This is a genomic window from Acinetobacter uliginosus (assembly GCF_044130295.1).
Classification (GTDB): Bacteria; Pseudomonadota; Gammaproteobacteria; order Pseudomonadales; family Moraxellaceae; genus Acinetobacter.
The window spans coordinates 1-12630 of the sequence record NZ_JBIQOC010000038.1 but is presented as its reverse complement, the minus strand read 5'-3'; the positions used below and the strand labels follow the sequence as shown (position 1 = coordinate 12630).

General features: G+C 40.9%; 9 protein-coding genes, 2 pseudogenes and 1 other annotated feature. Of the genes and pseudogenes, 5 read left to right on the top strand and 6 right to left on the bottom strand.

From position 1 onward, the window contains the following. Window positions 1–439 (bottom strand): annotated as a pseudogene (locus ACE01T_RS08700) (IS3 family transposase); the annotation flags it as partial. Then, window positions 165–281 (bottom strand) — a sequence feature (AL1L pseudoknot). (Overlaps the previous pseudogene by 117 nt.) A gap of 237 nt (window positions 440–676) precedes the next feature. Between ACE01T_RS08700 and ACE01T_RS08695 the strand changes: the two are divergent. Together ACE01T_RS08695 and ACE01T_RS08690 are read left to right on the top strand one after the other, a co-directional pair. Next, on the top strand, window positions 677–1663 hold the full coding sequence (locus ACE01T_RS08695; protein ID WP_111885219.1) for an IS110 family RNA-guided transposase: 987 nt from the start codon (window positions 677–679) through the stop codon (window positions 1661–1663). A 36-nt stretch (window positions 1664–1699) separates the two neighbouring features. Continuing rightward, window positions 1700–1897, top strand: a pseudogene (locus ACE01T_RS08690) (IS5/IS1182 family transposase); the annotation flags it as partial. A 59-nt stretch (window positions 1898–1956) separates the two neighbouring features. On the opposite strand, the gene ACE01T_RS08685 reads toward ACE01T_RS08690, so the two are convergent. The 5 genes from ACE01T_RS08685 to ACE01T_RS08665 form a co-directional block, all read right to left on the bottom strand. After that, window positions 1957–2802 carry an IclR family transcriptional regulator gene (locus ACE01T_RS08685; RefSeq protein ID WP_121523753.1) on the bottom strand — a complete coding sequence of 282 codons (846 nt, stop codon included), beginning with the start codon at window positions 2800–2802 and terminating at the stop codon, window positions 1957–1959. A gap of 133 nt (window positions 2803–2935) precedes the next feature. Next, complete coding sequence (locus ACE01T_RS08680) at window positions 2936–4153, bottom strand: CaiB/BaiF CoA transferase family protein (protein ID WP_121523751.1); 1218 nt, start codon at window positions 4151–4153, stop codon at window positions 2936–2938. A gap of 13 nt (window positions 4154–4166) precedes the next feature. Beyond that, entirely contained in the window at window positions 4167–5369 is a 1203-nt protein-coding gene (locus ACE01T_RS08675) for a 3-oxoadipyl-CoA thiolase (protein ID WP_121523749.1), read from the bottom strand. Window positions 5370–5389: 20 nt separating this feature from the next. Then, window positions 5390–6907: a 3-hydroxyacyl-CoA dehydrogenase gene (locus ACE01T_RS08670; RefSeq protein WP_180079281.1), complete on the bottom strand. Its 1518-nt coding sequence runs from the start codon at window positions 6905–6907 to the stop codon at window positions 5390–5392. Between the two features lie 3 nt (window positions 6908–6910). After that, on the bottom strand, window positions 6911–7690 hold the full coding sequence (locus ACE01T_RS08665) for an enoyl-CoA hydratase (RefSeq protein WP_121523745.1): 780 nt from the start codon (window positions 7688–7690) through the stop codon (window positions 6911–6913). Window positions 7691–7993: 303 nt separating this feature from the next. On the opposite strand from ACE01T_RS08665, the gene ACE01T_RS08660 reads away from it, so the two are divergent. The 3 genes from ACE01T_RS08660 to ACE01T_RS08650 all read left to right on the top strand — a co-directional run bounded on the left by ACE01T_RS08660 (window position 7994) and on the right by ACE01T_RS08650 (window position 12287). Continuing rightward, window positions 7994–9148 carry an acyl-CoA dehydrogenase family protein gene (locus ACE01T_RS08660; protein WP_180079282.1) on the top strand — a complete coding sequence of 385 codons (1155 nt, stop codon included), beginning with the start codon at window positions 7994–7996 and terminating at the stop codon, window positions 9146–9148. Between the two features lie 61 nt (window positions 9149–9209). Then, a complete protein-coding gene (locus tag ACE01T_RS08655; RefSeq protein ID WP_180079283.1) occupies window positions 9210–10451 on the top strand; it encodes an MFS transporter in 1242 nt (413 codons plus the stop codon). Window positions 10452–10574: 123 nt separating this feature from the next. Further along, a complete protein-coding gene (locus tag ACE01T_RS08650; RefSeq protein ID WP_180079284.1) occupies window positions 10575–12287 on the top strand; it encodes an electron transfer flavoprotein-ubiquinone oxidoreductase in 1713 nt (570 codons plus the stop codon). The last annotated feature ends 343 nt before the right edge of the window (window positions 12288–12630 follow it).

Here is a 12630-nt window from a genome sequence, read left to right as displayed (position 1 = left end):
TAACCTTCACGTTTCAATTGTTGCCAGACCTTACGCACACCATATCGACCTAAACTTTCTTTCCAAATACGTTTGATTTGCTCTGCATGATGTAAATCATGCAGAGCACGTTTCGCTCGATGTTCTGGGTTATCAACGAGATCTAAAGCCCGATAATAGGTCGAAGCTGCAATCGGTAAAATTCTACAAATCGCTTCAACACCATATCGATCTTTATTGTTCTGGATAAAATCCACCATTATTTGTGTGGGCGGTCGAGCTCCGCCTGGGCGAAAAAAGCGGCTGCTTTACGTAGAATTTCATTGGCACGTTTTAATTCTTTAATTTCACGTTCCATTTGCTTCATTTTTTCTTGGTCAGATATCTGTTGTACTTTGGCAGGATTTAGTTGATCCATATGCTTTAAATACCAAACACGCAATGTTTCAGGAGTACAACCCTTGCGCAGCATGCTGCTTGTATCTTGATTGATATAGTGATTAGCTACCACTATACGCAAATTGTAGAGTTTGGAATGCTGCTAAAATCTTAAATTTGAACCTGAGATAAAACCTACAATTTGCCCTTATCCCTCATACAACTCTGAACGGTAACTAAGCACTTTGATGCTGTATTCACAAGGTAAGATGATGGTTAATGGGATAAAAAGCATAGCTTAAACTCAAGGAATATCACCATGATTATGCTAGGTATTGATGTCAGTAAAACCAAAATAGATTGTTGCATTTTCCCTCAAGGTTTGACTGGAAAAAGAAAAAATAAAATATTTACTAATACAGAAAGTGGCTTTGGTAGTCTGCTCAAATGGCTCATCACTCTTAAAATTGAACCTGATCAAGTGACAGCAATCATGGAAGCGACTTCGGTTTATCATGAGAATTTGGGATATTATCTATATGATGCAGGTGTAAAGGTTTGTGTGGCTAATCCTTCACGAGTAAGAGCCTTTGCCAAAGGCATGTCCATGCTAAATAAAACGGATAAAGCTGATAGTGAAGCTCTTTCACGTTATGGTTACACCGCAAAGTTAATCATATGGCAGCCTGAACCTGAAAATGTCAGATTATTAAAAGCTTTACTAGGCAGACGAGATGTCTATCTAGGTAGTCTATTGCAGGAAAAGAATCGACTTGAAAAGGCACAGTCCACTCATACCTCTGTTGTTGTGATTAAATTACTTGAAAAAAATATTGAGTATTTAAATCAGCAACTTGAACATATTGATAAGTTAATAAATGATCACATAGATCAAGATCCAACATTGAAACAGGATTTGAAATTACTGCAAACTATTCCTTCAATCGGTGAACGATCAGGCTTATTACTGTTGGGGTTATTTCATTCGCACAAGTTTGAAAAAGCAAGTCAAGCTGCTGCATATGTAGGTTTGGTTCCAGTACATCAGTTGTCTGGCAGTTCAGTCAACAAGCAAAGTCACTTATCAAAAGCAGGTGACAGTAAAATACGCTCAGTATTGTATATGTCAGCATTAACAGCGATTAAATATAATCCACACATTGAAGCTTTATATCAACGATTATTAAGCCAGGGTAAAAATAAAATGTGTGCTTTAGGTGCTGCAATGCGCAAGCTTATACATCTGTGTTATGGCGTTTTAAAACATCAGACTGCCTATCAAAGAGATTATTTATTGGTCGAATAATCTCAAAACCTGATTGACTACCAAGACGGTATCTCAGGCAGGACACTCTGGAAAAAATGGTCAGGCTATCATCGGCGAAGTCTGGTTGAAACCAAGATGCATTGTATTAAATTACTAGGCGATAAACTCTGCTCAAGAAATTTTGATAGTCAAGTGAATGAGATTCATGCACGCATAGCTGTCTTAAATAAATTCACAGAATTAGGTCGCCCTCATACCCAAGTTGTCACTTAAATATGAGTAGGTATGGGAGATTTTAATTTTGAATATTTGTGCAATAAAGCCCTATGAAATTAACCTACTTCATTACGAATGTTATTCACCATGTGTAATAACCTTGGCGCAATTTCATCCTCCAATTTTTCACGGCCTAAAATAAAACTTGGCCCACCACAGTTAAAGACCAATAAGCCATGCTGTTCATGAAAATATGGCACAGCAACAGAATTTACATCTTTATGCCACTCACCAACCGAAAAGCAATAGCCAAAATCTTGATAATCTTTAAAGGATTGATCTAAATCACGCTTAATTTTAATCCACTCGTCTTTATGCTTTGAGCGAATGGCATCTAGCAAAAATTCACGTTCATCTTCAGGCATAGCTGCTAAACAAGCACGGCCAACCGAACTGAGGTGAATGGGTAAATAGGTTCCCACTTGACGGCGCATTGTGACATTGCCTTTACCCTGCACTACATCTAGATAAATCATATTCAAGCGGTCACGGGTCGCCATGGCAACAGCAGCCTCTGCATAGTCAGCCAGTTCTTTCATATAATGATGTGCAATCGAACGGATCGACACATTCGAAAGCATTGAATAGCCAAAGGACAAAACCCCAACAGAGAGCTGATATTTGCTTGAATTTGGAACCTGTTTTAAATAACCTAAACGTGACAATGTATGCGTTAATCGTGTAATGGTTGGTTTTGGAAGGCCAGTCATCTGCGACAGTTCCAGATTACCCAAATGCTGATGCTTAGGTGTAAAACAGCGTAATAATTCTAATCCGCGCGCAAGCGCAGTAATGTATTGACGATCATTTTCCTCTTGCATGTCTTCAATTGGATGCAAAAGTTCGTGGCGCAAAGGAGCCAACAATTTTTCTTCTTGCTGCAAATCTGTACCGTCTGTCATTCAAAAATCTCTAAATATTCAATAAGCGTACCGCATTGCGAAATTATAATATAGTTAATACCTATATAGCAAAACAGCAACTTTGATAAAAAGTTGCTGTTTTTTCTAAACTTTAAATAATAAAAAAATAGCTCTAAGCGATAATTCCTTTTTCTTTTAAGTCTTTTAGCTGCTCAGCACTCACCACACGCGATAAAATCTCATCCGTATGTTCACCAAGCATTGGTGGCGCTTTTTTATACTCAACCGGCGTTCGTGACAACTTAATCGGTGAACCTATCACTTGTAATTTGTCCTTTAATGGATGCTCCATTTCAATCAACATATTACGTGCTTGAACTTGCGGTTCTTGGAATGCTTGCTCAAGGTTATTAATCAAACCTACTGGAACTTGCACGGCATGAATCGCCTCTACCCAGTGTTTTGCAGTACCACTTAAAAAATGCGCTGCTAGCAAATCACCAATTTCTTGACGATGTTTAATACGTAAGGCATTTGTTGTAAAGCGTGGATCTTCAGGCAATTCAGGCAAACCAATCGCTTGACTTAAAGCAACAAACTGCTTGTCATTACCACATGCAATAATAAAGTCTTGATCTTTAGCTCTAAACACCTGATAAGGAACAATATTCGCATGTGCATTACCATAACGTCCCGGCACTTTGCCTGAAGCTAAGTAATTCATGCCTTGGTTAGCAAGTAAAGCTACTTGCACGTCCAGCAATGCCATATCTACATGCTGCCCTAAACCTGTAATATGACGATTAAGCAATGCTGCCTGAATCGCAATTGTTGAATATAAACCAGTGGTTAAATCAGCAAATGCAACGCCTACTTTTTGCGGGCCACCGCCAGGTAGGTCATCTTTCTCACCAGTCACAGACATTAAACCGCCCATACCCTGCACGATAAAATCATAACCTGGTTCAGGTGCACGTGGACCTGTTTGTCCAAAGCCAGTAATTGAGCAATAAACTAAACGCGGATTAATCTCTTTTAAAGTTTCGTAATCTAAACCGTATTTTTTCAAAGAACCAGCTTTATAATTCTCAATTAATACATCTGATTCTGCCGCTAAAGCACGGACTAATTCCTGACCTTCAGGTGAGGCAATATCAATGGCAATTGACATTTTATTACGGTTAGCAGACTGGTAGTAAGCAGCTTCACGTGTATCTTCGCCTTTGTCATTTTTCATCCAAGGCGGACCCCACATGCGGGTGTCATCACCCGTTTTTGGACGTTCCACTTTTATTACTTCTGCGCCTAAATCTGCAAAGATTTGACCACACCACGGACCTGCTAGTACGCGACTTAAATCAAGTACGCGAATACCCTCTAATGCACCCATGTGTTTTTCCTACTTATACGCTTTCAATAACCATTGCGAGACCTTGTCCCACACCAATACATAAACTGATCACGGCATACTTTTGACCACGACGTTTTAATTCACGTGCTGTACTCAAGGCCAAACGCGCACCCGATGCACCCAATGGATGACCGACAGCAATTGCACCGCCATTTGGATTGACGCGAGAATCATCCAAAGATACATTTAAACCTTTTAAGCAAGCTAAAACTTGAGATGCAAAAGCTTCATTAATCTCAATAATGTCCATATCATCTAAAGTTAAATGGGCACGTTTTAATGCAAGTTTAATTGCATCTACTGGGCCAGCACCCATAATACGCGGTTCAATACCAGCTGCGCCTGACGATAAAATTTTAGCAATCGGCTTAAAGCCTAAGGTCTGTTCTGCTTCTGCTGAACCAATAATCAGTGCGGCTGCACCATCATTAACACCAGATGCATTGCCCGCAGTCACCACACCATCTGCAAACAATGGTTTCAGTTTTTGCAACGCTTCCATATTAGACGAAGGACGTGGATGCTCATCAACTGCTACTAATTTAGGCGGTAATTTGCGACCTTGAGCAACTTCAACTGGGCTAATTTCGCCTTCGAAGAAACCATCGTTACGCGCAGATTCATATTTTGCTTGTGAAGCTGCCGCAAATGTATCTGCATCTTCACGGCTAACACCATATTCAACTGCAACGTTATCACCCGTTTTTGGCATGGTGTCATCACCAAATTGCTTTTCTATTGCAGGGTTTGGAAAACGTGCACCAATGGCTGAGTCAAACACTTTAAAATCACGGCCAAAAGCTTTTTCAGACTTTGCAAATACAAATGGCGCGCGGGACATAGACTCCACACCGCCAGCAATGATAATTTCACCCTCACCGCAGCTGATCGCACGCGCAGCATCAATCACAGCTGCTAAACCAGAAGCACATAAACGGTTTACCGTCTGAGCTGGCGTTTTTACATCTAAACCTGCTAGCAAAGCCGCATGACGTGCAATATTTCGACTATCTTCACCCGCCTGATTGGTATTACCCAAAATCACATCATCGTAAATATTATTCGCTAAATTATGTTTTTCAATTAATGCCTGAATAACTCCAGCAGCCAAGTTATCAGGACGAATTGTTGCTAAGTCACCTGCATGACGACCAAATGGTGTACGTAATCCATCATAAATAAATGCATTTAACATGAAAGTATCCTTATATTCGTTTAAACCGCTGCAGTGTGAAGTAATGAGATATTTAATTGAGCACGACGCTTCAACCAAGGACTTGGACGATAACGCTGATCGCCTGTATTGGCTAAAATACGCTCTAAAATAAGTAAAATACGCTGTGCACCTAGCACATCTCCCCAAGAGATCGGTCCATGCGGATAGCCCAAACCAAGTTTGACGGCCTTATCAATATCCGATGCTGTTGCAATTTGCTGCTGTGCAATATCGCACGCCAAGTTCACAACCATAGCTAAAACACGTTGCGACACAAAACCTATACTTTCAGCAATTACAGTTACGCCATGATCATTTTTAGCAAAGATTGCATGCGCCTGATCTACATACGATTTTTGTGTAACAATCGAAGGCATTAAAGTACGGTGCTTAGTAAAGTCCGTTAGTAAATCAATACTGACAGCCCGTGTTGCGTCCACGCCAAAGCGCAATGCTGCTGTGGTCGTATCCTCACCGTATGTTGCTAAAACAATTAAGCTGTCGACTGCAGGCTTTTCTGCAGCATCAATAATGAAACCATTTTCGTTTAAGTAGTCACGTAAAATCGCCGCATCTTGTTCACAATCCGCTTTAATCCAGACTGGGCTGAATACCGTAATTGCAGGAACAGTTTGAATTGGCTCTTCATTGGTTTTTTGGCCATCTTGATATTTATAGAAGCCCTCTCCAACTTTACGGCCAACCTTTTTACCTGCCAGCATTTGACGTGTTAATGCATGCGGACGGTATCTGTCTTCTTGGTAAAATTGATTAAAAATCGACTCCATGACTGGATGAGATACATCAAGTGCGGTTAAATCAAAAAGTTCTAACGGTCCCATTCTAAAACCAGCGCCTTCACGTAAAATACGGTCAATTTCCGAAATACTGGCAACGCCCTCGCCTAATGCTTTTAACGCTTCAGTTCCATAGGCACGGCCAGCATGATTGACAATAAATCCAGGCGTATCTTTCGTACGGACACCAAAGTGCCCCATACGCTGTGCCAGTTCCAGCAAATCAGCGACGACTGTTTCTTCAGTCGCTAAGCCTGCAATCACTTCCACAATTTTCATTAATGGAACAGGGTTAAAAAAATGAAATCCTGCCATACGGTCTTGATGCTCAAGGTTTGATGCAATTGCGGTTACCGAAAGTGATGATGTATTTGTCGCTAAAATTGTGTCGCTCGATACAATCGTTTCTAGCTGTTTAAACAAATTTTGCTTAATCTCTAGATTCTCGATGATGGCCTCAATTACCATGTCCACGCCAGCAACTTGCTCAATACTGTCTAGAACTTTAAAGCGAGCTAAAGTTTCATTTAAAGCCTCTTCGCTAAACTTACCCTTCGCTTGTAGTTTTTGTAATGTACTTTTCAGTTTATTTAAACCTGCTTCGGCAGCACCTGCTTTGGCATCAAACAAACGCACCTCGAGTCCTGCTTGCGCTGCAATTTGCGCAATGCCCATGCCCATCACACCTGTGCCTATGAGCGCCATAGATTGAATGCTCATGTCTTATTCTCCAGTGTATTGCGCAGGACGCTTTTCAAAGAAAGCATTTACGCCTTCTTTTTGGTCTTTGGTATCAAATAAAATTTGGAATGCTTTACGCTCAAGCGCCAACGCGCCTTGCAGCGATTGATCCTGCCCAAGGTTCGTGACTTCTTTAATTTGCTGCACAGCAATTGGTGAAAAACTTGCGATGGTTTTTGCTAATGCAATTGCATGTGAAATTGTTTGCTCATCCTCCACAACCTCTGATACTAAGCCCATACGATTAGCTTCTTCTGCGGAAATAAACTTGCCTGAAAGCACCAGCAACATGGTTTGAAATTTGCCAATAGCACGCAGTAAACGCTGTGTACCGCCAGCGCCAGGCATTAAGCCTAATTTGACTTCTGGCTGACCAAATTTTGCCGATTGACCTGCAATAATGATGTCTGCATGCATGGCCAACTCACAGCCACCGCCCAATGCATAGCCATTTACAGCAGCAATAATCGGTTTAGGGCAATCTACCAAGCTTTGCCAATATTGCTCTGTATGACGTAAGTACATCTGCGCAGTCGTTGCAGTTGTAAAATCTTTGATATCTGCACCTGCAGCAAAAACCTTGTCACCACCAGTAATGACAATCGCGCGCACAGCATCATTTTGACTTAAATCTTGAAAAGTCTCTGACAGCGCTTGGCGCAATTCTAGGTTTAAAGCATTACGCGCTTCTGGACGATGCAATTGAACAACGGCAACGCCATCTTCCTGAAGGCTAATATTCAATATTGGGGTGCTTTCCATAATTATCTCATTTCGCACAGCGGTATTTAATACACAATATACATCTTTTAATGGCTTTGTAAATTCTAAATTTGACGAATTAATTTTTTTATAGTGCCATGTAATTTTTAAATAACATTCTAAAACAGATATTTAAAATAAAAACCACACAAAATATAAAATACCGCTGTGCGAAATATACTTTCGTATATATTGATTCGAGTTTTGCTTTTGATTAATATCCGCCTAAATCGTTTTGTGTAGATCTTGATCACCGTGTTGATTTGCGGTTCAAGTTAAATATCCTAAATATGGAGTGAGATCATGGTTCGTGATCAGGAAACCTTAGACCAATTGGTTGATATGATTCGACAATTTGTTGAAGGCGCATTAATACCAAATGAAGAAATTGTTGCCGAAACTGACGAAATTCCAGCAGAAATCGTCCAGCAAATGAAAGAGCTAGGCTTATTTGGTTTAACTATTCCTGAAGAATATGAAGGCCTTGGCTTAACCATGGAAGAAGAGGTTTACATCGCTTTTGAATTGGGCCGTACCTCTCCTGCTTTCCGCTCATTAATTGGTACAAATAATGGTATTGGTGCATCAGGCCTCATCATTGATGGTACTGAAGAACAAAAACAATATTTCCTGCCAAAACTAGCAAGTGGCGAAATTATTGGTTCTTTCTGCTTAACAGAACCTGACTCTGGTTCAGATGCAGCTTCACTTAAAACAACAGCGGTTAAAGATGGCGATGAGTACATTTTAAACGGTACTAAACGCTTTATTACCAATGCTCCACATGCTGGCGTATTTACAGTGATGGCGCGTACCAATACAGAGCTTAAAGGTGCTGCAGCAATTTCTGCATTTATTGTGGACAGCAAATTACCTGGCATTTCATTGGGCAAGCGTGATAAAAAAATGGGCCAAAAAGGGGCGCATACTTGTGACGTAATCTTTGAAAACTGCCGTATTCCAGCCTCAGCTCTTATTGGCGGTGTAGAGGGTGTTGGATTTAAAACAGCGATGAAGGTTTTAGATAAAGGCCGTATTCATATTGCTGCCTTAAGCGTTGGCGCTGCAACACGCATGCTGGATGACTCACTTCAATATGCCGTTGAACGCAAACAATTTGGTCAAGCCATTGCAAATTTCCAGCTAATTCAGGGCATGCTTGCAGACTCAAAAGCTGAAATTTATGCTGCAAAATGCATGGTTCTAGATGCAGCTCGTCGCCGTGATGCGGGTCAAAATGTAAGTACGGAAGCCTCTTGCGCAAAAATGTTTGCAACTGAAATGTGTGGTCGTGTGGCTGACCGCGGCGTGCAAATTCATGGCGGTGCTGGCTATATCAATGAATATGCAATTGAACGCTTCTACCGTGACGTCCGTTTATTCCGCTTGTACGAAGGTACAACTCAAATTCAACAAGTGATTATTGCGCGTAACATGATACGTGAAGTTACCCAGTAACCGTTTTGGCTGGGTCAACATCTCCTTGCGGCCCAGCTTTTTTTTATGAAGGTAAAGGATTATGACGATCAAGAATTCGATCTCAAAAATCGGTCCTAACACATGGAAAGTTGCTTTTATATTCGCATTCCTTGCGTTATTGGTTGATGGTGCTGATTTAATGCTGCTGTCTTACAGCTTAAATAGTATCAAAGCTGAATTTGGCTTAACTCCTGTAGAGGCAGGTATGTTGGGTACATTCACCCTTGCTGGTATGGCAATTGGTGGTATTTTTGGTGGATGGGCATGCGATAAATTTGGACGTGTGCGCATTGTTGTTATCTCAATTTTATTATTTTCTACACTGACTTGTGGCTTAGGTTTTACAAACTCATTCTTAGAGTTTGGTGCATTACGTTTCTTTGCATCATTAGGGTTAGGCTCTTTATATATCGCATGTAACACGTTAATGGCGGAATACGTTCCAACCAAGTTCCGTACAACCGTTTTAGGCACACTTCAAGCAGGTTGGACAGTCGGTTATATTGTTGCAACATTACTAGCTGGTTGGCTCATTCCAGACCACGGTTGGCGAATGCTGTTCTATGTTGCTGCTTTGCCTATTATTTTGGCAATCATGATGCATTACATGGTTCCTGAACCAGCTGTATGGCAAGAAAACCGCTTTAAGAAAGTTGAAGTATCCAATACTAACGAACAATCGACATGGAAACTAATTTTCCAAGACAAACGTAACCGCAATATGTTCATCCTTTGGGCATTAACAGCAGGTTTCTTGCAATTCGGTTACTATGGTGTAAATAACTGGATGCCATCATATCTTGAAAGTGAATTAGGTATGAAATTCAAGGAAATGACGGCATATATGGTGGGTACATATACCGCAATGATCTTGGGTAAAATTCTTGCAGGCTATATGGCAGACAAACTTGGACGTCGTTTTACCTATGCATTTGGTGCAATTGGTACAGCGATTTTCCTACCACTCATCGTCTTTTATAACTCACCAGAAAACATCTTATATTTACTTGTAATTTTCGGCTTCTTATATGGTATTCCATATGGCGTAAATGCAACATATATGACTGAAAGCTTTGCAACCAATGTACGTGGTACAGCGATCGGTGGTGCATATAATGTAGGTCGTTTAGGTGCTGCAATTGCACCTGCTGCAATCGGTTATTTAGCAAGTGGTGGTTCGATTGGTCTTGGTTTCCTTGTAATGGGCGCAGCATACTTCATCTGTGGTGTGATCCCTGCGCTGTTCATCAAAGAAAAACAATATGACCCTCAAAAATCTTAAGACTTAAGTGACTAAAAGAAGCCTCTATATGAGGCTTTTTTATGAACACTTTGCCATGATCGCGCTTCAAAAAAGTGCACACTAATGATATAATACCGCTAAGCGAAATTAGGTTTCAGAATTATGGAAGATTTAACTAGAGAATCGATGGAGTTTGACGTAGTTATCGTCGGTGCAGGTCCTGCCGGCCTATCTGCTGCGATTAAAATTCGTCAACTTGCAATTGAAAATAACCTAAACGATCTGTCCGTTTGTGTCGTGGAAAAGGGCTCCGAAGTGGGTGCGCATATTCTATCAGGTGCTGTGCTCGAACCTCGCGCGATGAATGAATTGTTCCCAGATTGGAAAGAACAAGGCGCACCGTTAAATGTGCCTGTCACTGAAGACAAAACCTATTTCTTATTGTCTGATGAAAAATCACAAGAAGCACCGCATTGGATGGTGCCTAAAACCATGCATAACGATGGCAACTATGTTATTTCGTTAGGTAACGTGGTTCGTTGGTTGGGCGCTAAAGCTGAAGAATTAGAAGTGTCTATTTTCCCAGGCTTTGCCGCGTCTGAAATCCTTTACCATGAAGATGGTACTGTGAAAGGTATTCAGACTGGTGACATGGGCATTGGTAAAGATGGCGAACCAACGCATAACTTTACTCCTGGCTATGAACTGCATGCCAAATACACATTATTTGCTGAAGGCTGTCGTGGTCACTTGGGTAAACGTCTGATTGCTCAATTCAATTTAGATAAAGATGCTGATCCGCAACATTACGGTATTGGTATTAAAGAACTTTGGGAAATCGATCCTGCTAAACACAAGCCAGGTTTGGTGATGCACGGTGCAGGTTGGCCTTTAAATGAAACAGGTTCTTCAGGCGGTTGGTGGTTATACCACGCTGAAAACAACCAAGTGACTTTGGGTATGATCGTTGACTTGTCATACACCAATCCACACATGTATCCATTTATGGAAATGCAGCGCTGGAAAACACATCCACTGATCAAGCAATATCTTGAGGGTGGTAAGCGTATTTCTTATGGCGCACGTGCGGTTGTAAAAGGTGGCTTCAACTCACTACCTAAATTCACTTTCCCAGGTGGTAGCTTAATTGGTGATGACGCAGGTTTCCTGAACTTTGCTAAAATCAAAGGCTCTCATACAGCAATGAAATCAGGCATGCTGTGCGGTGAAGCAGTATTTGAAGCGATTGCTGCGGGTGTGGAAAAAGGTGGTGACCTTGCCATTGCACGTGTGACTGAAGGTGAAGACTTCTTCGCTAAAGAATTGACTGCTTACACAGACAAGTTCAACAACAGCTGGTTGAAAGAAGAGTTATATAACTCTCGTAACTTCGGCCCTGCTATGCATAAGTTTGGTCAATGGATGGGTGGTGCGTTCAACTTTGTTGATCAAAACATCTTTAAAGTGCCATTTACACTACATGACTTACAGCCAGACTTCAGCGCTTTAAAAACTGTCGATGCTGCGAACTTCAAACCGAATTATCCAAAACCAGATGGTAAAATTACATTTGACCGTTTGTCTTCAGTATTTGTATCGAATACCGTTCATGAAGAAAACCAACCTGCGCACTTGAAACTGACAGATGCTTCTATTCCTGTAAATGTGAACTTACCAAAATGGGATGAGCCTGCTCAGCGCTATTGCCCTGCTGGTGTTTATGAAATTATGGAAGAGAATGACGGTTCTAAGCGTTTCCAAATTAACGCGGCAAACTGTGTTCACTGTAAAACGTGTGACATCAAAGATCCATCTCAGAATATCACTTGGGTAACGCCTGAAGGCGGTGGTGGTCCGAATTATCCGAACATGTAATGTTCAGATAGTTTTGCGAAGGAATGCATCACATACACCAAATACATTATTTGGTGTATGTTTGCGTTAGAACGAATACCCGCACATGTCGAAGTTATGAATTAACTCTGCATTTTTAATTTTTTAGGTAATCCCAGTTCTCTAGAGAGCTGGGATTAAAAAATAAATCAGTAAATTCTTTATTTTTTAACTCATAAATTCTGTGGACTTATTTTATCTATATCCATATCAAGTAAATTAAGTAAGCATCCGGCTAACACAGCCTTACCAAGCGATCCTATAAGCCTTAATTTAGTTCCCACCTAAAAACAAGTGGGGACTTAATCCATGAACATGGATATAT

Coding starts and splice junctions, on each gene's coding strand:
- ACE01T_RS08670 (WP_180079281.1), bottom strand. CDS start 6,907: ATGAGCATTCAATCTATGGCGCTCATAGGCACAGGTGTGATGGGCATG.
- ACE01T_RS08660 (WP_180079282.1), top strand. CDS start 7,994: ATGGTTCGTGATCAGGAAACCTTAGACCAATTGGTTGATATGATTCGA.
- ACE01T_RS08655 (WP_180079283.1), top strand. CDS start 9,210: ATGACGATCAAGAATTCGATCTCAAAAATCGGTCCTAACACATGGAAA.
- ACE01T_RS08665 (WP_121523745.1), bottom strand. CDS start 7,690: ATGGAAAGCACCCCAATATTGAATATTAGCCTTCAGGAAGATGGCGTT.
- ACE01T_RS08695 (WP_111885219.1), top strand. CDS start 677: ATGATTATGCTAGGTATTGATGTCAGTAAAACCAAAATAGATTGTTGC.
- ACE01T_RS08685 (WP_121523753.1), bottom strand. CDS start 2,802: ATGACAGACGGTACAGATTTGCAGCAAGAAGAAAAATTGTTGGCTCCT.
- ACE01T_RS08650 (WP_180079284.1), top strand. CDS start 10,575: ATGGAAGATTTAACTAGAGAATCGATGGAGTTTGACGTAGTTATCGTC.
- ACE01T_RS08680 (WP_121523751.1), bottom strand. CDS start 4,153: ATGGGTGCATTAGAGGGTATTCGCGTACTTGATTTAAGTCGCGTACTA.
- ACE01T_RS08675 (WP_121523749.1), bottom strand. CDS start 5,369: ATGTTAAATGCATTTATTTATGATGGATTACGTACACCATTTGGTCGT.